The 24,899-nt window shown below is 63.5% G+C and carries 19 protein-coding genes; 6 read left to right on the top strand and 13 right to left on the bottom strand.

The annotated features are described in order from the left end of the window. The first annotated feature begins 478 nt into the window (after positions 1-478). Positions 479-787 carry a hypothetical protein gene (locus UIB01_RS09030; RefSeq protein ID WP_038659180.1) on the top strand — a complete coding sequence of 103 codons (309 nt, stop codon included), beginning with the start codon at positions 479-481 and terminating at the stop codon, positions 785-787. A gap of 3 nt (positions 788-790) precedes the next feature. On the opposite strand, the gene UIB01_RS09035 is transcribed toward UIB01_RS09030, so the two are convergent. Both UIB01_RS09035 and UIB01_RS09040 read right to left on the bottom strand, forming a co-directional pair. Next, positions 791-2,464, bottom strand: a complete 1,674-nt coding sequence (locus UIB01_RS09035; protein WP_038659183.1) for a bifunctional protein-serine/threonine kinase/phosphatase — start codon at positions 2,462-2,464, stop codon at positions 791-793. A gap of 67 nt (positions 2,465-2,531) precedes the next feature. Then, positions 2,532-3,743 (bottom strand): nitrate/nitrite transporter, encoded by a 1,212-nt coding sequence (locus UIB01_RS09040; RefSeq protein WP_038659186.1) that lies wholly within the window; start codon positions 3,741-3,743, stop codon positions 2,532-2,534. A gap of 366 nt (positions 3,744-4,109) precedes the next feature. On the opposite strand from UIB01_RS09040, the gene UIB01_RS09045 reads away from it, so the two are divergent. Next, positions 4,110-5,060 (top strand): 1-phosphofructokinase family hexose kinase, encoded by a 951-nt coding sequence (locus tag UIB01_RS09045; protein WP_038659195.1) that lies wholly within the window; start codon positions 4,110-4,112, stop codon positions 5,058-5,060. On the opposite strand, the gene UIB01_RS09050 is transcribed toward UIB01_RS09045, so the two are convergent. From UIB01_RS09050 to UIB01_RS09090, 9 genes are all read right to left on the bottom strand, one after another. After that, entirely contained in the window at positions 5,044-5,487 is a 444-nt protein-coding gene (locus tag UIB01_RS09050; RefSeq protein ID WP_038659198.1) for a thioesterase family protein, read from the bottom strand. The genes UIB01_RS09045 and UIB01_RS09050 overlap by 17 nt on opposite strands. Before the next feature lie 115 nt (positions 5,488-5,602). Continuing rightward, entirely contained in the window at positions 5,603-6,181 is a 579-nt protein-coding gene (locus UIB01_RS09055) for an ANTAR domain-containing response regulator (RefSeq protein ID WP_038665562.1), read from the bottom strand. Between the two features lie 14 nt (positions 6,182-6,195). Further along, positions 6,196-7,416, bottom strand: coding sequence for a CmpA/NrtA family ABC transporter substrate-binding protein (locus tag UIB01_RS09060; protein WP_038659201.1), 1,221 nt, complete (start codon positions 7,414-7,416; stop codon positions 6,196-6,198). A 182-nt stretch (positions 7,417-7,598) separates the two neighbouring features. Beyond that, complete coding sequence (locus tag UIB01_RS09065; RefSeq protein ID WP_038659205.1) at positions 7,599-9,227, bottom strand: BatD family protein; 1,629 nt, start codon at positions 9,225-9,227, stop codon at positions 7,599-7,601. Next, positions 9,224-10,948, bottom strand: coding sequence for a VWA domain-containing protein (locus UIB01_RS09070; protein WP_038659207.1), 1,725 nt, complete (start codon positions 10,946-10,948; stop codon positions 9,224-9,226). The genes UIB01_RS09065 and UIB01_RS09070 overlap by 4 nt, the downstream gene beginning before the upstream one ends. Next, complete coding sequence (locus tag UIB01_RS09075) at positions 10,945-11,964, bottom strand: vWA domain-containing protein (RefSeq protein WP_038659209.1); 1,020 nt, start codon at positions 11,962-11,964, stop codon at positions 10,945-10,947. Before UIB01_RS09075 ends, UIB01_RS09070 begins: the two co-directional genes overlap by 4 nt. Beyond that, the gene (locus tag UIB01_RS09080) at positions 11,957-12,451 is read right to left on the bottom strand and encodes a DUF4381 domain-containing protein (RefSeq protein ID WP_038659211.1); all 495 of its coding nucleotides are present in this window, start codon (positions 12,449-12,451) and stop codon (positions 11,957-11,959) included. The genes UIB01_RS09075 and UIB01_RS09080 overlap by 8 nt, the downstream gene beginning before the upstream one ends. Then, on the bottom strand, positions 12,448-13,410 hold the full coding sequence (locus UIB01_RS09085) for a DUF58 domain-containing protein (protein ID WP_038659214.1): 963 nt from the start codon (positions 13,408-13,410) through the stop codon (positions 12,448-12,450). Before UIB01_RS09085 ends, UIB01_RS09080 begins: the two co-directional genes overlap by 4 nt. Next, a complete protein-coding gene (locus UIB01_RS09090) occupies positions 13,410-14,369 on the bottom strand; it encodes an AAA family ATPase (RefSeq protein WP_003298329.1) in 960 nt (319 codons plus the stop codon). Before UIB01_RS09090 ends, UIB01_RS09085 begins: the two co-directional genes overlap by 1 nt. A 211-nt stretch (positions 14,370-14,580) precedes the next feature. Here UIB01_RS09090 and UIB01_RS09095 point away from each other — a divergent pair, with 211 nt between their 5' ends. Next, complete coding sequence (locus UIB01_RS09095) at positions 14,581-19,431, top strand: NAD-glutamate dehydrogenase (protein ID WP_038659217.1); 4,851 nt, start codon at positions 14,581-14,583, stop codon at positions 19,429-19,431. 153 nt (positions 19,432-19,584) lie between these two features. On the opposite strand, the gene UIB01_RS09100 is transcribed toward UIB01_RS09095, so the two are convergent. Beyond that, positions 19,585-20,499 carry a DUF6685 family protein gene (locus tag UIB01_RS09100; RefSeq protein ID WP_038659220.1) on the bottom strand — a complete coding sequence of 305 codons (915 nt, stop codon included), beginning with the start codon at positions 20,497-20,499 and terminating at the stop codon, positions 19,585-19,587. A 155-nt stretch (positions 20,500-20,654) separates the two neighbouring features. Between UIB01_RS09100 and UIB01_RS09105 the strand changes: the two genes are divergently transcribed. Together UIB01_RS09105 and UIB01_RS09110 are read left to right on the top strand one after the other, a co-directional pair. After that, complete coding sequence (locus UIB01_RS09105) at positions 20,655-20,876, top strand: DUF2835 domain-containing protein (RefSeq protein WP_038659223.1); 222 nt, start codon at positions 20,655-20,657, stop codon at positions 20,874-20,876. Between the two features lie 111 nt (positions 20,877-20,987). Then, positions 20,988-22,019 (top strand): quinone-dependent dihydroorotate dehydrogenase, encoded by a 1,032-nt coding sequence (locus UIB01_RS09110; protein WP_038659226.1) that lies wholly within the window; start codon positions 20,988-20,990, stop codon positions 22,017-22,019. A gap of 93 nt (positions 22,020-22,112) precedes the next feature. Here UIB01_RS09110 and rmf read toward each other — a convergent pair whose 3' ends face one another. After that, the gene (rmf, locus tag UIB01_RS22690) at positions 22,113-22,328 is read right to left on the bottom strand and encodes a ribosome modulation factor (RefSeq protein WP_011913504.1); all 216 of its coding nucleotides are present in this window, start codon (positions 22,326-22,328) and stop codon (positions 22,113-22,115) included. Positions 22,329-22,684: 356 nt separating this feature from the next. On the opposite strand from rmf, the gene rlmKL reads away from it, so the two are divergent. Further along, positions 22,685-24,865 (top strand): bifunctional 23S rRNA (guanine(2069)-N(7))-methyltransferase RlmK/23S rRNA (guanine(2445)-N(2))-methyltransferase RlmL, encoded by a 2,181-nt coding sequence (gene rlmKL / locus UIB01_RS09115; protein ID WP_038659229.1) that lies wholly within the window; start codon positions 22,685-22,687, stop codon positions 24,863-24,865. Positions 24,866-24,899: the final 34 nt, after the last annotated feature.

Below are 24,899 nucleotides of genomic sequence, written 5' to 3' on the forward strand. Positions count from 1 at the left end.
TGCCAGTCGACAGCTGCCGTCCGGCCTGCTCGAAATTTTTCAACAACAAAAAAGGCGTCCCACCGGTTACCCAGTGAGGACGCCTTTGTCCGTGTCCCGCTCTATCGGGAGACCTGCCGCTCCACGTTGAGGGTCAGGTCGTAATGATTCTTCGAGGTTCTGCTTTGCAGAGGCTGTGCCAACTTGCAATGTCCTCGTTTTTCAAGGGCTTGAGGGCTTGCTACGGAGCAGTCGAGGCCGTTCGTTGCACTGATATGCAGCGGCTTGCGCCCTGATGGTGCGAATCGCCATCGAAGCGACTCCAAAAACGCCGTTGACATGCTGCGACCAGCTTTCTAAAGTTTCGCCCATGCGCCGATTTAGTCAGCTACTTGCGGGGCGCCTGGAGCCGATCGCTTCGAAATACCGCTAAAGCGCTGGTTCCGGTGTCGCCTCCCACCGCTGCCCAGCGGAATCCTCGAGGCGGAAGTTGAAATCGATGAACGCAAAGCACGCCCAGTTGCGCCTGGCCCCGATCACCAGTGGTCTGCACCCCAGTAATCCGAAAATCCTTCTTGGTGGTACTCACCAGCCGTCCCTGTTGCGCTACCTCGAAGGGTGGCCGCGACGCCATCGCAAATCCCGCGCCCTGCTTATCCAGTTCGCTACGGCCGACGAGTCGCTGGCACGTTTCGCCACCGACAGTTTCGATCTGGCCGTCATCCAGGCACCGAGCGCTGAGCGCCTGGAGGAATGCGTGCGCGAGCTGACCCGAGTGGCGCGCCAGGGGCTGATTACCCGGCGCTGAACATCACGCGCCCCTTATCAGCAGCACGACCAGCAGCAGGTTGAGCAGCAGCGAAAGCAGCGCCATGCCGCGCCAGACCTTGAGCGGTTCACGTTCGAGCAGCGGACGTGGCCGCAGGCTGGCGCTGCGCTGCTCAGCCTGTTCCAGCTCAAGCAGCCATTGCTCGGCCGTTTCAAAGCGCTGCCGTGGGTCGGCCGCGACCGCGCGGCAGAGACTTTCCTCCAGCCAGCTCGGTACGTCCGGGCGATAACGGCTGACCGGTGTCGGGTTGCCGAAGCGCGGACGCTGGAAGGCTTCGATCTCGCCGTACGGGTAGTGCCCAGTCAGCAGGTAATAGAGCGTCACGCCGGTCGCATAGAGGTCCTGCGCTGCGCTGGGTTCGGCTCCCGTGAATGCCTCCGGGGCAATGAAACTCGGGGTGCCGGGCAGTTGGTTGGGCAGGTCGCGAGACAGCCCTGGGCAGAACGCCAGGCCGAAATCCAGGATGCGCAGCTCGCCGTCCTCACCCAGCAGCAGGTTTTCCGGCTTGATGTCACGATGCAGGATGTTGCGCCGATGCAGCATGCCCACCGCGCGGATCAGCCGGGAGGCGACCTGCAGCAAATCGGCCAGTGGCAGCGGGCCGTCTCGTTCGAAGCGTTGCGCCAGGGTCGTCCCGCTGTACTCGCGCTGCACGTAATAGAGGTGTTGGCGTTCTGGCAGCGGATGCAGTTCGGCGAAGTTGCGCCCGGCAACCCGGCGCATGAACCATTCTTCCTGCAGCAACGCCGGCCCGGCGTCTGCCTCGTCCTGCCGGCTGGGTGGCAGCGTCTTCAGCAGCCAGGCCTGGCCCTGGGCATCCTGTACCCGGTAGATCAGTGACTGTCGCGACTCGTGCAGCAGTGCATTCACCTGCCAGCTCTCGAACACCTGGCCGGGGCGCAGCTTCGGCGGCAATGGCCAATGATCGAGTTGGGCGAGGGCGTCGGCCAGCACCGCTTCGGGCAGCGCATCCACTCGTAGCAGCAGAGCGCTGGCGTTGTCCTGGCTGCCGCTCTGGTGCGCCAGATTGACCAGCGCCCGTGCTGCGGCGCCGAGGTCAGGCTGATCGTGCAGGATATGCGCGATGTCGCGCTCGGGGACGCACGACCAGACGCCGTCGCTGAGCAGCAGGTAGCTGTCGCCTTCCTGCAGCTCGCCGTCGAGGTAGTCCATCACCAGGTGTTGATCCAGCCCCAGCGCACGCTTGAGCACATGCTGCATGCCCGACTGTTCCCAGACATGGTCCTCGCTGAGCCGCTCGAGCTGAGTGCCGTTCCAGCGATAGGCACGGCAATCGCCGACGTGGGCCAGGGTGAAGCGGCGACCGCGCAGCACCAGCGCGGTGAGCGTGGTCAACAGCGGCTGATTGCCGCCATTGGCCTGCAGCCAGCGGTTGTGCGCCACCAGTACGCGATCGAGCGACTGCGCGACGGCCCAGGTTTCCGGCGTCGTGTAGTAGTCGAAGGCCAGCGCCTGCAAGGTCGCCCGCGCAGCCAGCCCGCCATCGGCGCACTGGCTGACGCCATCGGCCAGGGCGAACAGATAGCCCTTGCCGGTTGCCAGCCCGGGCGCCGGGGTGACGATGCGTATCGCATCCTGATTTTCCGGGCGCGGCCCGGCGGCGCTGGCCTCGCCATAGCTCAATCGCAGGGGCATGGTCGTTCTCGAATTGCTGCGCATTGCAGCAGAGCAATATTCGCGCCCTGCCGGATTTGCGTGTGCATCACACCCGAGCCGCGGTCACTGCCGCCGAACCCCAGGTGGTGCGCCAGCGACGCTTGACGCCATAGAGGCCGAACCAGGCGAGCACACCGAGGCTGGCGAACAGCCAGAGGCCGAGCTGGTAGTCACCGGTCGATTGCTTGACTGCGCCAAGCCCGGCGGTGAGCAGGAAGCCGCCGATACCGCCGGCCATACCGACCAGTCCGGTCATCACGCCGATTTCCTTGTTGAAACGCTGCGGCACCAGCTGGAACACCGCACCATTGCCGGCACCGAGGCTGAGCATGGCGACCACGAACAGCGCCAGGGCAGCCGTGGAACTGGGCAGGTTGAAGCCGACCGCGGCGATACAGATGGCTGCGACCGTGTACATCACCAGCAGCGCGCGAATGCCGCCGATGCGGTCGGCCAGGGCGCCGCCCAACGGACGCAGCAGGCTGCCGGCGAAGACGCAGGCGGCGGTGTAGTAGCCGGCCTTGACCGGGTCGAAGGCGTACTGGTCGTGGAAGTAGCCGGGCAGGGTGCTGGCCAGGCCGAGGAAGCCGCCAAAGGTCACGCTGTAGAAGAACATGAACCACCAGCTGTCGCGGTCGCCCAACGCCTTCATGTAGTCGGCCAGCGACTTTGGTGCCGGGCGGTTGGGGGCATTCTTCGCCACGCTGGCGAAGATGACCAGCGTCAGCACCAGGGGAATCAATGCCAGGCCGAACACATTGTTCCAGCCGAAGATGGCCGCCAGCACCGGCGCGAACAGCGCCGCCAGCACGGTGCCGGAGTTACCGGCACCGGCGATGCCCATGGCCTTGCCCTGGTGCTCCGCCGGATACCACTGCGAGGCCAGCGGCAGCGCGACGGCAAAGGACGCGCCAGCCATGCCGAGAAACAGGCCGAGCAGCAGTGCCTGTTCATAGCTGTGGATGCCGTGCAGCCAGGCAACGAATAGCGCGACGATGACGACGCTCTGACCGAGCAGGCCGGCGGTTTTCGGCGAGGTGCGATCGGCCAGGATGCCCAGCACCAGGCGCAATACCGCGCCGGCGAGAATCGGTGTGGCTACCATCATTGCGCGCTGTTGTGTGGTCAGGCCCAGGTCCGCGGCGATCTGAACGCCCAGCGGGCCAAGGACGTACCAGACCATGAAACTCAGGTCGAAGTAGAGAAAGGAGGCAAACAGGGTCGGCGTGTGGCCGGCTTTCCAGAAACTCGTGCTCATTGAATCTGCTCCAGGGCGTGCGTGGCGCGGCGTCTGCCGCCAGGGCTGCTCATACCGCCCCGTCGTCGAGGCGGAAAACAAAAAGGCGCCGCAGCACGCCTGCCGGAGCAGGAATGATGCGACGCCTTTGTCGTGTTTCGCAGACCGCCGTTGGCCTGCCTGAAGTGGATCTAGCATCTAGCGTGCCAGCCGGCGAGGGCCTCTTCCTGTGCGGGCTCGACGCGCCTCGCGGGCAGTCCATGGCGGCGAAGCGCACAGATAGCGCGCAACTGCGCGCCATATCGGGGCACGTTTCATTTGCTTACGCAAAGCTCAGGCACTGCGGTTGCTGATAGGCTTGGCCTGCTTTTGCCCAAGGAGCGAGCGATGCCCCTGATTGCGACCCTGACCCTCAACCCCGCGATGGATCTTTCCGTCAGCACTGCCCGGGTGACCAGTACCGAAAAGCTGCGTTGTTCGCTGCCGCGCCACGATCCGGGTGGCGGCGGGATCAACGTGGCGCGAGTGGTAAAGACCTTGGGCGGCAAGGCGGTTGCCATCTACCCGGCGGGCGGGCCATTCGGTGATTTGCTGCAACGCTCGCTGGACGAAACGGGCCTAGTGCATCGGCCGGTGTCGATTGCCGGCGATACCCGCGAGAGCTTTACCGTCGATGAGCTGGAGTCAGGTCTGCAATATCGCTTTGTGTTGCCTGGTCCGACACTGTCCGCACAGGAGCTTCAACGCTGCCTCGACGGCCTGGCGGCACTGCGGCCCGCCCCGTTGTTCGTGGTATTGAGTGGCAGCTTTCCACCCGGAGTTGGCCTGGATTTTTACGACGAGTTGCTGGCGCTTACCCGACGTATCGGTTCCCGTCTGGTCGTTGATCTGTCCGGTGAGCCTTTGCGCTACGCGGCTCGGCAAGGCGGCACCTACCTGATGAAACCGAGTCTCGACGAGCTGTCCACGTTGATGGGCGGCGCAGTCACCAGCGAAACCGAGCAGGAACAAGCACTGCGCAACCTGATCGCTCAGGGCTGCGCGGAAATGATCGTGCTGTCGCTGGGTGCCGAAGGGGCACTCTTTGCCAGCGCCGATGCGTTGGAGCGGCTGCCATCACCGGATGTCCCGGTGATCAGCGCGGTTGGAGCGGGCGACAGCATGCTCGGTGCCATCGTGCTGGCATTGGCCGAGGGGCGCACGTTGCAGGATGCGGTACGCCGGGGCATCGCCGCTGGTGCCGCGACCGTGATGCGTCCGGGCACCGAGCTATGCCATCGGGAGGATGTCCAGCGGTTGCTGCAGACCTCGGAAAGCGCCCCTAGTCGAGCCGGTTGACCCGCGGAAACTTGCTGGCGAACGACTCGGGCATGGCGACGACGCGGCTTTGGGCGTAGTCGTAGAACACGAAACCGGACTTGGCCATGGCGATGAGCGTGCCGTCGGCTGGACGGGTGATGCGGAAGATGATGTCGCCGCCGTACTTGTTGAAATCCATCACGCCGACTTCGAACAGCAGCGCATCACGGGCATGGGCTTCGGCTTTGTAGGTCGTGGCCAGGTCGGTAACGATGATGCCAGCCCCGTCCTGACGGGTTTCGGCAACGCCGTAGGCGAACAGGAAGCGCGCCCGCGCCTCGGAAATCATCGAGATCATCGAATCGTTGGCCAGATGGTTACCCGCGTTGATGTCGGTGATTCGCACGGTGAGCTGAGTGGAAAAGCAGTACTGGTCTTCCGGGAACTGTAGATTCAGGCGCGCCATGGGTCGCTCGGTTATCGATAGAAGGCGCGCATTCTAGCGCTGTGTCGTACGCCCAGGTCAGGTGACCGCTTGCGGGAGCGATGTTTGGTTGAGTGATGCACGGCGGGCGGGCGGATCACTGCCCAAGCAACTCGTTCATGGCGATGATCTGTTCGGCGACCTGGATCAGCTTCTGCTGCCGGCTCATCGCCTGGCGGCGCATCAATGTATAGGCCTCTTCCTCCTTGCAGTCGCGCATCTTCATCAGCATGCCCTTGGCCAGCTCGATGCGCTTGCGCTCGGCGAGTTGCTGCTCGCGGGCCTGTAACTGCGCGCGAATCGCCTGGTCGGTCTCGAAGCGCGCCATCGCTACATCGAGGATCGGCTTGAGTCGCTGGGCCTGTATGCCTTCGACGATATAGGCGCTGACTCCGGCGCGGATGGCCTGGCGCATGGCTCCCGGGTCGCTATCGTCGGTGAACATGACGATGGGTCTCGGTTGGTCGCGGCTCACCAACACCACTTGTTCCAGCACATCGCGGCCGGGTGAGTCGGTATCGATCAGCACCACATCAGGGCGGATGGCCTCGACCCGTTCTGGCAGGTCGATGCTCAGGCCGGACTCGTCGATGACTTCGAAGCCAGCCTCGATCAGCGCGCTTTTCAGACGCCCGATCTTTCGCGGGGTGTCGTCGATCAGCAGGATGCGCAACATGCTTGGTCCCATGATCAAAGTGCGGTTTCCGCGGCCTGGTCGGCCATGGCATGCAAGGTGAAACTGCGGGCATAGGCTGCTGGCTCGGTGCCGTCCCAGGTCTTGCCATCCATCAACGTGGCGCTGCGCATGGGCGACTCCGGCACGGTGATACCCAGCGTTTCGGCAGCCTGTCGATACAGCTCGATCTGCTGCACCTGCTGTGCAACCTGCTGGTAGTCCGGGTCCTGGCGTAAAAGGCCCCAGCGCCGCAGTTGCGTGATGAACCAGAGACCGTCGGACAGGTAGGGCACGTTTGCCGCGCCACCGGCGAAGAAACGCAGTGGGTGTTCGTCGTTCCAGACGTTGCCCAATCCATCCTCATACTCGCCGAGGAAGCGTGATTCGATCGCCGCCAATGGCGCGTCGACGTACTCGCGCCCGGCGATCAGCTGTGCCGTGCTGCGGCGGTTTTCCCGGCTCTGGTCGATGAAGCGGCTTGCCTCGAGTACGGCCATCACCAGCGCACGGGCCGTGTTGGGGTACTGCTCGACGAATGCCCGGGTGCAGCCGAGTACCTTCTCCGGATGATCCGGCCAGATCGACTGACTGGTCGCCAGGGTGAAACCGACCCCTTCGGCAATCGCTTGCGCGCCCCAGGGCTCGCCGGCGCAGAAACCGTCGATGCGTCCGGCCTGCAGGTACGCCACCATCTGCGACGGCGGCAGGACCAGCGTCCGCACATCCCGCAACGGATGAATGCCGTTGGCGGCCAGCCAGTAGTAGAGCCAAAGCGCATGGGTGCCGGTGGGAAAGGTGTGCGCTAGGGTCAGGCGTGCACCGCTTTGGCGCACGCTTTTGCGTAACGCCTCCGGATCGGTCACGCCTGCGGCTTTCAGCGACGCCGACAGGTTGATGCTTTGGCCGTTCTGCGCGAGGCCCATGAGCACTGCCATGTCGGTCGCCGGGCTACCGCCAATGCCCAGGTGCACGGCATAGATCAGCCCATACAAGCTGTGGGCTGCGTCCAGTTCACCGCCGATCAGTTTGTCGCGCAGGGCCGACCAGGAGCTCTGTCGCTGCAGGTTGAGTGTCAGGCCGAATGGCTGGGCGAAGCCCTGGGTAGCAGCGACGATCAGCGATGCGGCGTCGGTGAGGGGAAGGAAGCCGAGATTGACCGAGCTCTTTTCCGGTGCATCACTGCCGGCGACCCAGGCCAGTGCATCGTGGCGGTGCGGCGTGGAGGGTTCGGTCATGCTGTATGGGCCTTTCGATTGCGAGGTACGCGGCACCGTTCAATGAACAGCGCCACCTCTCAGGAGGTGGACTATGCCCAGCCTGAAGCAAGCGATATGCCAGCGTGAAAATGGTGCGCGGCGCGGTGAGCATGCACCGCGTCGGTTGGTGGCGTGATTGTGGCCAGTCAGGAAGCGTTTGGTCAGCGCGGATAGAGTGGTGGGAGGGCGCTCTGGTCCTGTTCGACGCTGGGACTGGTCGCTGGAGGTAATGCTTGGATTGCCTGCCATAGGGCCTCGCCCTGCCAACGTTGTCCGGCTTCGCTATACAGCGCACCGTTGAGACCGTCCAGTGCATCGGACAGCGGCACGAAGCGCGCGGCCATGTCCGCCAGCGTCTCCGGCTGCTGCCGCGCCCAGGCGTCCAGTGCCTGGCGAGTGGCCTGGGAATCGTTGGCCTGGCAGGCGCGACGCAGGTCATCGAGCAGGCTGCGCGGGGTCGGGCCGGGTTGCAACGCGCGTTGCACGGCTGGCTGTCGCCGTGCACGTGACCAGAGGCCGAAACCGATGAGCGTGGTGAATGCAAAGAGCGCGGTGCTCAGTTGCCAGGGCCAGATGGCTGGCTGGTCGACCGGCACCGGTGCCGCGGCGGGCATCTCCGCAGGGGGCGGCACGAGATTCGGGTTGTCGGCGACGCTCAGGGTGCGCTCGTCCAGCGTGGTGCGTTCGAGGCGATCCTCAACGGTATTCCACCAGACCACTTCCAGTGCAGGCAGCTGCAGCGTGCCGCTGCGCGTGGGGATCAGCGCCTCGCGCTGCTCGCGACTCCCGACCAGCCCGCCGCCGCTGACTTCGTTCGCCAGGCTTGGTTGATCCGGATAGCGTCGCAACTCGGCGCTCTGCGCAGAACCGATGGCGGGCAGCTGCGTGCTGGTCAGGCCCTCGGCCTTGAGCAGCAGGCTGCGAGTGAGCGATTCGCCGGCTTTCGCCTGGTCCGGCTCCGGGCTCCAGGCTTCTACCAGGGTCAGACTGCTTGCCGGCAGCCAGGGGGCGCCGGCGGGATAATCGGCCGGCTTGGCCTTGACCTTGAGCGGGATGCTCGGCGAGCGGACCTGGGTCGAACGCCCCGAGCGCGAGCCAAACAGCGAGTTGCTGCCTTTGGTCACGGTAGTGGCGCTGAACAGCTGGGCAGGGATCGTCAGCTCACCGGATTTCTGTGGAAACAGGGCATAGCGCACCTCGATGACGCCATGGCGTATCCCGTTGATGGTTTTCTCGTAGGTGCGCGGTTCACCGAGGCGCTCCACCAGTGCTTCGGGCATCTGCAGGGGCGACAGCGTGCTGTCATCGTAAAGCGAAACCGAATGGTAGATGCGCAGCGTGAGAATCACCTGTGCCTGCACATAAACACTTTCCTGATCGACGCTGGCATCGATGAAGATCGGTGCCAGTTGATCGCCTTCGCTGCTTTTCAACGACTCTTGGACGAGCAGGGTGATCGGCTCGCTGCGCCAGTCGCCCAGCTGCAGTGGCGGAATGACCACATAGCCGGTTTGCTTCGGACGCAGGGTGATCAACCAGCGGGTGATCGCACGCGCCTCGCCGTTGCTGCTGGAGAGCTGGTTGACCTGGCGGGTATCGAAGACCTCGAATAGCTCATCCAGCGGCTGCAGGTCGGGCTTGCCGAACACTGCTCCACCTTGGCTTTCCAGGCTTAGCTCGAGGGTTTCGTCGATGCTCAGCTGGGTGCGGTCGACTCGGGCAAAAAGACCGACTGCAGCAGCCTGGCCGGCAAGGATGCTGAGCAGAACAAAGGCCATCAGGCGCATCATCGACTGGTTTCCTGGTGCTTGCGTTGTTCGTAGAGAAATTTTCGCCGCAGCAGCTCGCCGGGGTTATCCGGAATCTGTCGCAGCCATTGTTCCATCGCCTGTTGCCGCTCCTGCTCGGGAAGCGCCTCGTGCTGCGCCAGCGCTGCAGCGGCATCCTGTCCTTGCGATTCTGAAGTCGTTTCGCTCGCCGAAGGCTGCGCCGCGCCACTGGCCTCACGATCCGGTTCGCCCTCGGCGTCGTCAGGCGAAGGTGAGCTGGTCGAGCCTGGTTCCTGCAGCCGCTGTGGCTGCGGCTGCGGCAGGGATTCTTCGGTCTGCTCGGCCTGCTGATCCTGATCTTGCTCGGACTCAGACTGTTCCTCACGGCGGCGTAGCAGCTCTTCGATTAGTGCCTTGTTGCGTTGTGCCGGCTGCAGATCGGGTTGCAGTTCGAGTGCCTGGTCGTACGCATCGATGGCGGCCTCGAGCTCGTTGCCGCGGGCCAGGGCGTTGCCGCGATTGTAGTGGTCGACAGCCGTATCGCCTGCGGCGAACAGCTCTGCGGCGCCGGCATAGTCACCGGCCTGGTAGAGGGCGGTTGCCCGCCAGCGGTGATCGACGAAGCGCTCGGCCGCCTCGGCCGGCTGTTGTGCCTCGAGCAGGCGCTGGCCCTGCTGATCGCGCCGCAGCCAGAGGTCGTCCAGCTCCAGCGCGCTGGCCGGTTGCGGCTGCAACAGCAGAAGCGGCAGGCAGAACAGCCAGCCGCGGCGGCCAGCAAGGGCAGCAAGCAGAAGCAATGGCAGAAGCAGCCAATGGCCCTGGTCGAGCCAGGCTTCCAGACGGGTCATTTCGTCGTCGTGCTGCAGCGATCCGGCCTTATCGAACAGGCCGAGCGCTGCGAGATCGTCGTCCCCCAGGCGTGCCTGTTGGTAGCGTCCGCCCAGTTCTGTGGCCAGGCGCTGCAGCCGTGCGTTATCCAGACGCGGGATCAGGATTGCGCCCTGGGCGTCCTTGAGAAAGCTGCCGCTCTCTCCGGCAATCGGCGCGCCCTGTTCGGTGCCGACGCCGAGAATCAGCAGGCGCTCGCCGCGCCCTTGCATCAAGGTGCCGATGGCGCTGCGTTCGTGCTCGTCCAGACTGCTGCCGATCAGCAGCAAACGCCCCCGGCCCAGCCCCGCCTGCTCGAGCAGGGCGAGACCCTTGGCGACAGCGAGGTCTGCACGTTGGCCGGGCTCGGGCATCAGCGCCGGATGCAAGGCATCCAGCAGATTGCGAGTGGTTGCCAGGTCGTCGGACAGTGGCACCACGGTGTGGGCGCTGCCGGCGAATACCACGACGGCGGTCTGTACATCCTGTCGCCGCTCCAGCAGATCCAGCAGTTTGCGCTTGGCCTGCTCGAGGCGCGTGGGTGGAACGTCGCCGGCGAGCATCGGGGGGGTCAGTTCCAGCAGCACCACCAGCGGATCGCTGCGCTTCACGCTGGGTTGCTCGAAGCGCTGCCAGCTGGGGCCGAGCAATGCGATGACGGCCAACAGCCAGGCAAGGCCAAGCACCAGCCAGGGCAGGCGACTGTGGCGCAGCCGGCCGCGGGTCAGCAGGGCAGCATGAAAGGCTTCCGGGAGCAGGCGCTGCCAGCGGCCGATCTGCAACTGACGATGCCAGAGCCGCCACAGCAACCAGATCAGCAGGGGCAGGACGATCAGCCAGTAGGGCCGCAGTAGGTGGGGCAGCAGTTCGTTCATCGGCGCTGCTCCCGCCGCCATGCCAGCCGTTGCAGCTGCGCGCTCCACAGGCTGGCCGCCACCATCAGCAGGCTGATCAGCAGCGCCGCCGACAACGGCCAGACGTAAAGCGCTTCGGCGATGCGCGCCTGGGTCGGTTGCTGAGCGGCTGGTTCGAGCCGATCCAGTGTAGCGCCGATCGCCTTCAGCTCTGCGCTGGTGGCGGCGCGAAAGTACTCCCCGCCGGTCTGTTCGGCGATGGCGCGAAGGGTGGGCTCGTCCAGATCCAGACCCGGGTTGAAGCCGAAGCGGCTGAGCACGCCGCCTTCCTCTGGAACAGCGCCAATGCCGATGGTGTGGATGCGTACGCCTTCATCGGCGGCCAGGGATGCCGCCAGCAGCGGCTCGATCTCGCCGCCGTTGCTGGCGCCATCGGTGATCAGCACCAGCACACGGCTGTTCGCTGGACGGTCCCGCAGGCGTTTCACCGCCAGGCCGATGGCATCGCCGATGGCGGTGTTGCTGCCGGCAATGCCGACCCGCGCCTCGTCCAGCCAAACCCTTACGGTGCGGCGGTCGAAGGTCAGCGGGGCCTGCAGGTAGGCCTTGCTGCCGAACAGGATCAGGCCGACGCGATCGCCGTGGCGCTGTTCGATGAAGTCCCCCAGCAGCACCTTGACCAGCTCCAGGCGTGTCAGCTCCTCGCCTTGCCATTGCATATCGGGGTAATCCATCGAGCCGGAAACATCCACGGCCAGCAGCAGATCGCGGCCACTGGTGGGCAGTGGTAGCGGTTCACCGAGCCACTGCGGGCGAGCGGCGGCAAACAGCAGCAGCAACCAGATGGTCAGGTAGGGCAATTGCTGGCGCCAGGCGGGCAGGGCGACGCGAGCACGGCGACCGGACAGCTGCTGCAGTTCGTCTAGAAAGCTGACCTTCAAGGCGGCTTCGCCACTGTCCGCCGGCGGCAGCAGTGCGCGCAGCAGCCAGGGCAATGGCAGCAGCACCAAGATCCAGGGCCAGGCCAGTTCAAACATGCTTGCGAATCCAGATATCGACGGATTGTTCCAGGCCGTCGATGGCCTTGTCGTCGAGCCGGCACTCGGCCCGATAGGCGCCTTCGACCAGGATCATCCAGCGCGTCAGTCCGGCAGCCGGACAGCGGCTGTCGAGAAAGGCTAGCCAGGCTCGCCCGCTGAGCGTGTGCGGGTGGTCGTCGGGATAACGGATGCGGCACAGGCGCTTGAGCAGCCCATTGAGCTGCTGCAGCCATTGGCTGGCCGGCTGGCTGCCGTAAGGCTTGCTCAGGCGAGACAGCTCGATCAGTGCCTCCTGACGCTCTGGGTCCAGCGGCGCCTCTGGCTGAGCACGAGGTTTACGCCGGATCAGCTGATGGCGAAAACGCCAGAAAGCCGCAAACACGCAGAGCAGCAACAACCCGAGCAGCCACCAGCCCGGCGCAGGGGGCCACCAGTGGACAGGTTCCGGGTTGATCAGGGGGGCCAGTTCGTCGAGCGGGTTCATGGTCGTGCACTCGGATGCCGGACGCTCAGATGCTCGCGTAACTGTTCGACCAGGTCATGCTGGGTGTCGAGTGGCATCAGTGGCACCCGTAGGCGATCGGCCAGGCGTTGCCAACGCGCACCGCGTGCTTCTCCCATCTCCCGGTAGCGCTGACGCAGGGCTGCGTCATGGGTGTCCAGTTCCAGCCGTGCGTTGCCTTCGCTGAAGCGCAGCAGGCCCGCGGCAGGCAGAGCGTGATCCAGCGGGTCGAACAGCGGCAGCAACAGCAGATCGACATGCCGTGCCAGCAGGCTTAGCTGCTGTTCGGCGGCATCGGTCAGGGTTCGCTCGTCGCAGAGAATTACCGACAGGCTGCCGGGGCGTAACACTTCGCGCGTCCTGCGCAGCGCCATGCTGAAGGCTTCCGTGTCGAGCGGGCTCTCCGGGTGCAGGCGGTTGTTGGCTTGCGTGACGCGATCGAGCAGCTGCAGCAGGCTCTGCTTGCTGCGCCGAGGCTTGATCTCTTGCTGTTCGCTGCCGAATACCAGGCCGCCGACCCGGTCGTTGTGGCTGAGCGCTGCCCAGCCAATCAGTGCTGCGGCCTGGGCTGCCAGCACCGACTTGAGCAGGCGGCCGCTGCCGAAGAACAGGCGTGGACTCTGCTCGACGACGATGTAGATCGGGCGCTCGCGTTCTTCGTGGAAAAGTTTGGTATGCGGCTCCTGGGTGCGCGCGGTGACTCGCCAGTCGATGGTGCGCACATCATCGCCGGCCTGATAAACACGCACTTGGTCGAAATCCACGCCACGCCCGCGCAGCTTGGAATGATGCAAACCCACCAGCGGGCTGCGACGATGGGGCGTGGAAAAGATGGGCACTTCACGGACCCGATGGCGCATATCGATCAGCTCGGCCAGGCTCACCCTGATCCCGGCGTCCTGCTCGTTCGGCTGCCGGCTGCCGGAAGCCTGCGGTTGCATCAGGCCACCGCGACCACGTCGAGAATGCGCTGGATCACACGGTCCTGGTCGATCCCGGCCGCTTCTGCTTCGAAGGAAAGGATCAGGCGGTGACGCAATACGTCGAAGAGCATCGCCTGAATATCCTCGGGGCTGACGAAATCGCGCCCAGCCAGCCAGGCATGAGCGCGAGCGCAGCGGTCCAGCGAGATAGAGCCGCGCGGACTCGCGCCATAGGCGATCCACTCGGCCAACTCGGCGTCGAACTTGGCGGGTGTGCGGGTGGCCATGACCAGCTGCACCAGGTACTCCTCCACGGCGTCCGCCATGTACAGGCCGAGAATGTCCTTGCGTGCGGCGAATATCGCCTGCTGACTGACACGGTGTTCCGGCGCAGCTTCGCCGTTGATGGCTTCGCCCCTGGCCTGCTGAAGGATGCGGCGCTCCACGGAAGCGTCGGGGAAGCCGATCTTCACGTGCAACAGGAAGCGGTCCAGCTGTGCTTCGGGCAGCGGGTAGGTGCCCTCCTGCTCGATCGGGTTCTGCGTTGCCATCACCAGGAACAGCGGGGGCAGATCGTAAGTGCTCCGTCCGACGCTGACCTGCCGCTCGGCCATCGCTTCGAGCAGTGCCGACTGCACCTTGGCCGGTGCGCGGTTGATTTCGTCAGCGAGCACCAGGTTGTGGAAGATCGGCCCCTGCTGGAAGACGAAACTGCCGGTTTCCGGCCGGTAGATTTCCGTGCCGGTGATGTCGGCGGGCAGCAGGTCGGGGGTGAACTGGATGCGATGGAACTCGGCTTCCAGACCTTCGGCCAGTTCCTTGATGGCACGTGTCTTGGCCAGGCCCGGAGCACCTTCGACGAGCATGTGGCCGTCGGCGAGCAGGGCGATCAGCAGGCGTTCGATCAGTCGCTCCTGGCCCAGGATCTGGGTGGACAGGAACTGTCGCAGCGCGATTATCGATTCACGGTGATCCATCGTTTCGCTTCTTCCAGGGTAGGCGGCAAATCGGCTGGCGTGGCTGGCGGAGCCGCCGGCTGCTATCGACTGCTACAGACAGTCGCAGATGACTGTTGCAGAGGCGCCACTTTACTGCATTAACCCTCGACTAGACTAACCTTGAACCTTCGACCTGTGCCGTCAGTCACTACCGACGAGCCTTTCCCCAGCAAGCCAAGCGGAGCCATACATGGCGTTCTTTTCAGCGGCCAGCAAGGCCGACTTTCAGCAGCAATTGCAGACAGCCTTAGCGCAACACGTAGACACGAAAATCCTGCCGCAACTGAATCTGTTCGCCGAACAGTTCTTCGGTATCGTCGCGTTGCCCGAGCTCACCGAGCGGCGCATGAGCGACCTGGTCGGTTCGACGCTGGCCAGCTGGCGCTTGCTGGAGCGCTTCGATCCTTCCACGCCCGAGGTGCAGGTATTCAACCCGGATTTCGAAAAGCATGGCTGGCAGTCGACCCACAGTGTGGTCGAGGTGCTGCATCCGGATATGCCGTTTCTGGTCGATTCGGTGCGCATGGAGCTGACCCGGCGCGGCTATAGCATCCACACCCTGCAGACCAGTGTGCTGCAGGTCCGTCGTGCCGCCGACGGCAGCCTGCTGGAACTGCTGCCCAAGGATGAGCGTGCTGGCGATAGCCACGCCGAATCGCTGATCTTCGTCGAAATCGACCGCTGCGCCAGCCCATCGGCATTGCGTGAACTTGAGCAATCACTGTTGGGCGTGCTGGCCGACGTGCGCCAGGTGGTCGGTGATTTCGCTGCGATGAAGGGCAAGGCCGTCGAGCTGCAGGGGCGCCTGGAGCAGGTCAACCTGAGTATCGACGGCGACGAGCTGGACGAGATTCGTGACTTCATGCGCTGGTTGGCTGATGACCACTTCACCTTCCTCGGTTACGAAGAGTTCTCCGTGCAGGAGCAGGCCGACGGTGGACGAATCGTCTACGACGAAAGCTCGCTGCTGGGGCTGTCGCGCACGATGCGCACCGGGCTTTCCGAGGAAGAGCAATCACTCACCGCGCAATCGGTGAGCTATCTGCGTGACCCGCTGCTGCTGTCCTTTGCCAAGGCGGCGATGCCCAGCCGCGTGCACCGTCCGGCTTACCCGGACTTCGTCTCCGTGCGTGAATTCGATGACGAGGGGCGCGTGGTTCGCGAGTGCCGCTTCCTCGGGCTGTTCACCTCGTCGGTCTACACCCAGAGCGTGAGGCGCATTCCGTTCATTCGCCGCAAGGTAGAGACGGTGGTGCAGCGCGCCAATTTCGGCAGCTCCGCGCACCTGGCCAAGGAGCTGGTGCAGGTTCTTGAGGTGCTGCCGCGCGATGAATTGTTCCAGGCGCCGATCGACGAGCTGTTCGAAAACGCTATCGCCATCGTGCAGATCCAGGAACGCAATCGGCTGCGGCTGTTCCTGCGTTTCGATCCGTATCGACGATTCTGCTACTGCCTGGTCTATGTGCCGCGCGACAGCTACTCCACCGAGACACGGTTGAAGATTCAGCAAGTGTTGCAGGAGCGGCTGGAAGCCAGCGATTGCGAATTCTCCACCTATTTCTCCGAATCGGTGCTGATCCGGGTCCAGTTCATCCTGCGCCTGGACCCCAGCAGGGCGGTGCAAGTCGATCCGGCGCGTCTCGAGCAGGAGGTACTGCAGGCGTGCCGCACCTGGCAGGACGACTATCAGAGCCTGATCGTCGAACGTTTCGGTGAGGCCAAGGGCACCCATCTGCTCAGCGAATTTCCGAAGGGCTTCCCGGCCGGCTATCGCGAGCGCTTCTCGCCGCAGTCGGCCACCGTCGACATGCAGCATGTGCTTGATCTAAGTGAAGAGCGCCCGCTGGTGATGAGCTTCTATCAGCCAATCACGGCTGAAGAGAATCGCCTGCACTGCAAGCTTTATCACCTGAATACGCCGCTGCCGCTGTCGGACATCCTGCCAATCATGGAGAACCTGGGGCTGCGGGTGCTCGGTGAGTTTCCGTTCCGGTTGCGCGACCGCAGTGGCCGCGAATACTGGATACACGACTTCGCCTTCACCTATGCCGAAGGTCTGGAAATCGACCTGCTGGAGATCAACGAGGCGCTGCAGGATGCGTTCATCCACATCTACGGTGGCTTCGCCGAGAACGATGGATTCAACCGTCTGGTGCTGACCGCCGGGCTGGCGTGGCGTGAAGTGGCGCTGCTGCGTGCCTATGCGCGTTATCTCAAGCAGATCCGCATGGGCTTCGACCTGGGCTACATCGCCAGCGCGCTGCTCAACCACACGGACATCGCCCGCGAGCTGGTGCGGCTGTTCAAGATGCGCTTCTACCTGGCGCGCAAGTTGGGCGACGAAGATTTGGCCGACAAGCAGCAACGGCTGGAACAGGCGATTCTCTCGGCGTTGGATGACGTGGCGGTACTCAACGAGGATCGGATTCTGCGGCGCTATCTGGCGCTGATCCAGGCCACCCTGCGGACCAACTTCTATCAGCCGGATGCCAGCGGCAAACCGAAGCCATATTTCAGCTTCAAGCTTGACCCGCGCTCGATCCCGGAGATGCCCCGGCCGGCGCCGATGTACGAAATCTTCGTCTATTCGCCGCGGGTCGAGGGCGTGCACCTGCGCGGCGGCAAGGTCGCACGCGGCGGGCTGCGCTGGTCCGACCGCGAGGAGGATTACCGCACCGAAGTGCTCGGCCTGGTCAAGGCGCAGCAGGTCAAGAATGCCGTGATCGTTCCCGGCGGCGCGAAAGGCGGCTTCGTGCCGCGTCGGCTGCCTACCAGCGGTACGCGTGACGATATTCAGGCAGAGGCGATCGCCTGCTATCGCATCTTCATCAGCGGGCTGCTCGATATCACCGACAACCTGCGCGAAGGCCAGGTCGCTCCGCCGGCGAACGTGTTGCGCTATGACGGTGACGACCCCTACCTGGTGGTTGCCGCGGACAAGGGCACGGCGAGCTTCTCGGACATCGCTAACGGCATCGCCGCCGAATACGACTTCTGGCTCGGCGACGCCTTTGCCTCGGGTGGTTCGGCAGGTTACGACCACAAGAAGATGGGCATCACCGCACGCGGTGCCTGGGTTTCCGTGCAGCGACATTTCCGCGAGCGCGGCATCAACGTGCAGACCGACCCGATCAGCGTCATCGGCATCGGCGACATGGCCGGCGACGTGTTCGGCAACGGTTTGCTGATGTCCGAAACATTGCAATTGGTGGCTGCGTTCAACCACCTGCATGTCTTCATCGATCCCAATCCCGACCCGGCTCGCAGTTTCGTCGAGCGCAAGCGTCTGTTCGAATTGCCGCGCTCGTCCTGGACGGATTACGACGCCTCGCTGATATCCGAGGGCGGCGGGATTTTCCCGCGTTCGGCCAAGCGGGTGGCGATCACGCCGCAGATGAAAGAACGTTTCGCCATCGAAGCGGACCAGCTGACTCCCGCCGAGCTGATCAATGCGCTGCTCAAGGCGCCAGTGGATCTGCTGTGGAATGGTGGCATCGGCACTTACGTGAAGAGCAGCAGCGAGAGCCACGCCGAAGTCGGCGACAAGGCCAACGATGCGGTGCGGGTCAATGGCGCCGATCTGCGCGCCAAGGTGGTGGGCGAGGGCGGCAACCTCGGCATGACCCAGCTGGGGCGTGTCGAGTACGCCCTGCATGGCGGTTCGAGCAATACCGACTTCATCGACAACGCTGGCGGCGTCGATTGCTCGGATCACGAAGTGAACATCAAGATTCTGCTCAATGAGGTGGTTAGTGCCGGTGACATGACCGCCAAGCAGCGCGACCAGCTGTTGTTCGAGATGACGGACGCGGTCGCCGAGCTGGTGCTGCAAAACAACTACAAGCAAACCCAGGCGCTGTCCCAGGCGCAGCATCGCTCGCGTGAGCGGGCTGCCGAGTACGTTCGGCTGATCAACGCGCTGGAGGCTGCCGGGCAGCTCGACCGTGCGCTGGAGTTTCTGCCGACCGATGAGGCGCTGGCCGAGCGCGCGACTACCGGCAAGGGGCTCACCCGGCCGGAGCTTTCGGTGCTGATCTCATACAGCAAGATCGAGCTCAAGAAAGCCCTGCTGGATTCGCGTGTGCCGGATGACGATTATCTCGCCCGCGAAATGGACAGCGCCTTCCCGCAGCAGCTGGCCGAGCGTTTCCGCAATGCCATGCTGCAGCATCGCCTCAAGCGCGAAATCGTCGCGACCCAGATCGCCAACGATCTGGTCAACAACATGGGCATCACCTTCGTTCAGCGTCTGAACGAAGCAACCGGTATGAGCGCGGCGAACGTCGCCGGTGCCTACGTCATCGTGCGCGATATCTTCCATCTGCCCCACTGGTTCAGGCAGATCGAGGCGTTGGATCACAAGGTTCCCGCCGAGCTGCAACTGAGCCTGATGGACGAGTTGATGCGTCTGGGACGACGGGCCACACGCTGGTTCCTGCGCAATCGTCGCAGCGAGCTGGATGCCGCGAGGGATGTCGCGCACTTCGGCCCACGTGTTGCTGCCCTTGGTTTGAAACTCGATGAACTGCTGCAAGGTTCGACTCGCGACCATTGGCAGGAACGCTACCGGCGATACACCGAAGCCGGCGTGCCCGAGCTGCTGGCGCGCATGGTTGCAGGGACCAACCACCTCTACACGCTCCTGCCGATTCTGGAGGCGGCCGACGAAACCGGGCAGGTTCCCGCGCAGGTTGCTGCGGCTTACTTTGCCGTTGGGGGTGCCCTGGAGCTGCCGTGGTATCTCCACCAGCTGACCAATCTACCGGTAGCCAACAATTGGCAGGCGCTGGCGCGCGAAGGGTTCCGAGATGATCTCGACTCGCAGCAACGCAGCATTACGGTATCGGTGTTGCAGATGGAGAACGGCCCGGAGTCGATCAGTGAGCGAGTGGATGCCTGGCTGGCTCAACGACCCGCACAGCTGGAGCGGTGGCGATCAATGCTGGCGGAGTTGCGTGGTGCGAGCGGCAATGACTACGCGATATACGCCGTCGCCAGTCGGGAACTGCAGGGGCTTGCGCAGTCGGTGGGACATAGCTGATGGCGTCTCGTCGACCCTCCCACGGCTAATCCGGTCCGAGGGAGGGGCTGCCTCCGATTTGCCATGACGAACAGCGCACCGCCCCCGGCGGTGCGCTGTTTTGTTGTTCAGGTCAGGATTGAGACGTAGCGAGGATCAGCGGCAGCAAGTGCATCAGTCCTGCACAGGAAGGCCGACCGTGAAGCGGGTGATCTGCGGCAGATCACGCAGGTAGCGGATGAGGTCTGGCGCGCCAGCATTCTTCAGCCCCTCGCCGATCGCATTGGCGGTGGGATCACGCTTTTCCAGCAACAGCAGTTCCGAGTTTCTGGTATCGCGCAGCAGTGTCAGGCGGGCGTAGGGGACCTGGCTGTCGAGAAGCAACGCCATGAACTCGCGGTCGCTCCAGGCTTGAGCCGGCATCGTCACGGCATGGTATTGAGTATCCAGCGCGTGGACGCCGGAACGGTCGAGTCGGTAATCGGTTACGTCGGCTCGGAGCATCACTTCAAGGCCGCGCAAGCGGGCATAGGCGACCGCACAGGCAAATGCTTCGAGATGGTGCTCGCCGGCCCAGTAAAGCCGCTCACCGAGCCAGCTGGCCTGACGGACATCTATCCGGGTGCCTTTGTCGAATCCGGGCAAGGCGCTACCGAGTGCCCGAAGGAAATCCTTGTAACTGATGATGCGCACCTGCCGGCAGGCAGAGGTACTGGCGAAGGCCTCGAAGGTCGGATAGCTCGGGCCGGTTTTACGCTGGCCACCGAAGCCGTCGATCTGTCGCAAGTCGAGCTGTGACTGGACGCATTCCTTGCTGATCAGTCGGGTCAGGGCCGCATGGGCGCGCGCCTTGTCTTCCTGAACCGGGCCGGATAGTGCGCCGCGTGGAAGCTCGAGCAGACGCTGTAGGCAAGGGCCGTCATTCCAGAAGATGCTGGGCTCGGGTTCCGGTAAGCGGGAAAAGGGCAGCTGCAAACTGCTGGCGCGCTCCTGAATCGGCAGCGAAGCCTTGGGGCGCAGCCCGAGGCGTTGCGCAAGTCTGGCGATTTGAGATGTCAGTGAGGGCATGGACTCGGGCAGGCTCATCATGTTGCTTGAGCTCTCAGGGCTACGGCCGAAGTGTGGCAGACCTGTGACGATTGCGCACGGCCTTTGCGCCATTGACGACTGCGCCCTGACCAGGGCGGGTCAATCCTCGCCTGCCGATGTGGCAATATCGCTGAGTCGATCACTAAGGAGCCTCCATGCCAAATCTGGTGCTGGATATCGCGCTATCTGCCGAACGGATGAAAGCGGTTTATCAGGGCCATGCGAATCGTGTCCTGGTTCGCAGCCGCGACGGCCGGCGAGTCAGCCTGCCTGCGCACCATCTGCGCCCGTTTCTGACCCACGAAGGCGTATATGGTTCCTTTGAGCTGGAATTTGCCGAGCAGGGCCAGTTGCTATGCCTGAGACGCTTGAAATGACTGCCAGGCAATCGCGTTTCAGCAACGTTCTTTCGTGGCTGGCGACCTCCGCCGCGCCCACCTTGGGCTGCTATACTCCGCCTCCACATTTACCGAGACTTTAGGCTGCGTATGTATAACCTGGCCCGCCAGCTGTTGTTCAAGTTATCTCCGGAAACTTCCCATGAACTTTCCCTCGAGCTGATTGGCGCCGGTGGCCGTCTCGGGCTCAATGCAATGCTGGGCAAAGCTCCGGCCAGTCTCCCGGTGCGAGTGATGGGGCTCGATTTTCCGAACCCGGTCGGTCTGGCCGCAGGTCTGGACAAGAACGGCGAAGCCATTCGCGGAATGTCGCAGCTGGGCTTCGGTTTCATCGAAGTGGGCACCGTGACACCGCGCCCGCAGCCCGGCAATCCCAGGCCGCGGATTTTCCGTCTGCCCGAGGCGGAGGCGATCATCAATCGCATGGGCTTCAACAACCATGGCGTCGACGCGCTGCTCGCTCGGGTCGAAGCCGCCAGGTTCAAGGGCGTACTCGGTATCAACATTGGCAAGAACTTCGATACGCCTGTCGAGCGCGCAGACGAGGACTACCTGATCTGCCTGGACAAGGTCTATCACCACGCCAGCTATGTCACCGTAAACGTCAGTTCGCCGAATACGCCTGGCTTGCGTAGCCTGCAGTTCGGTGACTCGCTCAAGCGTTTGCTCGATGCCTTGCGGCTGCGTCGAGAGGATCTAGAGATCATGCATGGCAAACGCGTGCCGCTTGCCATCAAGATCGCGCCCGACATGACCGACGAAGAAACGGCACTGGTGGGCGAGGCGGTGTTTCAGGCCGGGATGGATGCGATCATTGCGACCAACACTACGCTTGGCCGGGAAGGCGTGGCCGGTCTGGCTCATGCTGACGAAGCCGGCGGCCTTTCTGGTGCGCCCGTCAGGGAGAAGAGCACCCATACCGTCAAGGTGCTGGCTCAGACGCTTGGCGGGAGACTGCCAATTATTGCGGTGGGTGGTATCACCGAGGGCCGGCATGCGGCAGAGAAGATCGAGGCGGGTGCCAGCCTGGTTCAGTTGTACTCGGGATTTATCTACAAGGGACCGGCGTTGATCCGCGAGGCGGTGGATGCGATTGCGGCGCTACGCTCACAGGCGCATTGAGATTGCCTGGGAAGGGGCTCCTGTTGGAGCCCCTCGGCTTCTAGCCCGTCGCCCGGGTAGGGCGCGTCATATGAAGTCGGATGGATCGGTGAATCAGCCGACCGCGTGAAGTTCGTTGAGTCTATGCAAACCGGCCGTGCCGGTCAGACCATCCCAGTTGTCGCCGCGACCCTCCCGCCAGCCGTTGATCCAGGCTTGGCGAACTTGGGGATGGGAAAAAGGACAGAGGTCGCGAGATTTGCCATGTATGCCATGTTGATAACCGCGCAGAAATGCTCGTTCCATCGGATCACGCTTGAGTCTTCTCATTGGGTATTGCCCTCAGTGGTTGACTGGTGTTCCTGTGGCCTCATGGCGAGACCGGGCAGATAGACTGCCTTGAAGCGCGCTGCCGGCGTGGCGCACTTCACCGACACCATTGCGATGCCGGTCCTGAGGTGAGTTCTAACCTAATGCCCTGAAGGCTGGAATGATCGTTTTGTCATAAGTAGGTAACGAATCTATGGTTCTCCCCATAAGCCCGAACGGGCGAGGCATCAGAACGCGCTGCTGAGCTGCCCTTTCTTGGCAACGCATCATTTTCGTACAGATTTTTTTCTCTTTTCTGCTGGGCCTGTTCCGACGAAAGGGTCGCAGCGGTCCGAAGCACTTTTTGTGGAAGCACCATGACCGATCGCCATGAACTGATCCTTACCTGTCCCAAAGGACTCGAAGGCCTGCTGCTCGACGAAGCAACCGCACTCGGGCTAGAGGAAGCGCGCGAGCAGACTTCCGCAATTCGCGGATTCGCTGCGCTGGAAGTAGCCTACCGACTCTGTCTGTGGTCACGTCTGGCCAACCGCGTACTGCTAGTGATCAGCCGTTTTCCTACTGTCGACGCCGAGACGCTTTATCAAGGCGTACACGCTGTCGACTGGGCGGATCACCTGCAGCCTGCCGGAAGCCTGGCGGTGGAGTTCAGCGGCCGAGGCTCGGGCATCGACAACACTCACTTCGGCGCACTCAAGGTCAAGGATGCCATCGTGGATCGTCTGCGCACCGCATCCGGCGAACGGCCGAGCATCGACAAGCTCGACCCGGATCTGCGTGTCCATCTGCGCCTGGACAAGGGGCAAGCGGTGCTTTCGCTCGACCTCTCCGGACACAGCCTGCACCAGCGGGGCTATCGCCTGCAGCAGGGCGCGGCGCCGCTGAAGGAAAACCTCGCTGCGGCGATTCTGATCCGCGCCGGTTGGCCGCGTATTGCTGCTGCCGGTGGTGCGTTGACTGACCCCATGTGCGGTGTTGGTACCTTTCTCGTCGAAGGGGCGATGATGGCAGCGGACATCGCTCCGAACCTCAAGCGCGAACGTTGGGGGTTCAGCGCCTGGTTGGGACATGTGCCTGCGCTTTGGTCCCGTCTGCATGCTGAGGCCCTGGCGCGAGCAGAGGCCGGCTTGGCAAAACCGCCATTGTGGATTCGCGGCTATGAGGCCGACCCACGGCTGATTCAGCCGGGACGCAACAACATCGAGCGCGCCGGTCTGGCCAGTTGGATCAAGATCTATCAGGGCGACGTCGGCGACTTCGAACCGCGCCCGGACCAGAATCAGAAGGGCCTGGTCATCTGTAATCCGCCTTACGGCGAGCGCCTCGGTGATGAGGCGAGTCTTCTCTATCTCTATCAAAACCTGGGCGAACGCCTGCGTCAGGCTTGCCTCGGCTGGGAAGCGGCTGTGTTCACTGCCGCGCCGGATCTCGGCAAGCGCATGGGCATCCGCAGCCACAAGCAATACGCGTTCTGGAACGGTGCGCTGCCGTGCAAGCTGCTACTGATCAAGGTCGAGCTGGATCAGTTCGTCACCGGTCAGCGCAGCACCGCTAGCGAGGAACATGCTCAGCAGCAGGCGCCAGTGGAGCAAGCACGCCTCAGCGAAGGCGGGCAGATGTTTGCCAATCGCCTCCAGAAGAACCTGCGTCAGCTCGGCAAATGGGCGCGTCGCGAAGGCATCGAATGCTACCGCTTGTATGATGCCGACATGCCGGAATACGCGCTGGCGATCGACCTGTATCGCGATTGGGTGCACGTGCAGGAATATGCTCCGCCACGCTCCATCGATCCGGAAAAAGCTCAAGTGCGGCTGCTGGATGCCTTGGCGGCCATTCCACAAGCGTTGGGAATTCCGCGCGAGAAGGTCGTGGTCAAGCGCCGCGAGCGCCAGACAGGAACACGTCAGTACGAGCGCCAGGCCTCCCAGGGAGATTTCCTCGAGGTGGCCGAAGGTGGCGTCAAGCTTCTGGTCAACCTGACCGATTACCTCGATACCGGACTGTTTCTCGATCATCGCCCCCTGCGCTTGCGGATCCAGCGCGAGGCGGCCGGCAAGCGCTTCCTCAACCTGTTCTGCTATACCGCCACCGCAACCGTGCACGCGGCAAAGGGTGGGGCGCGGAGCACTACCAGCGTCGATTTGTCGAAGACCTATCTTGACTGGGCGCGCCGTAATCTCTCGCTAAACGGGCTTTCGGACCGGCAGCGGCTGGAGCAGGGGGATGTGATGGCCTGGCTGGAGGAGGATCGTGGCGAGTACGACCTGATCTTCATCGACCCGCCGACGTTCTCCAACTCCAAGCGCATGGAAGGTGTATTCGACGTGCAGCGCGATCACGTCGCATTGCTCGATCTCGCCATGGCACGGCTAGCCGCAGGCGGCGCGCTGTACTTCTCCAACAACTTTCGCAAGTTCGTGCTGGATGCGAGCGTGAGCGAACGCTATGCCGTCGAGGAAATCACCGCCTCGACGCTGGATGAGGACTTCCGGCGCAATCCGCGGATCCACCGCGCCTGGAAGCTGCAGGCGCGTTGATCCTGGCGTGCCGGGCAGGCACAGAGCCTGCCCG

This window comes from Stutzerimonas decontaminans (assembly GCF_000661915.1).
Taxonomy (GTDB): domain Bacteria; phylum Pseudomonadota; class Gammaproteobacteria; order Pseudomonadales; family Pseudomonadaceae; genus Stutzerimonas; species Stutzerimonas decontaminans.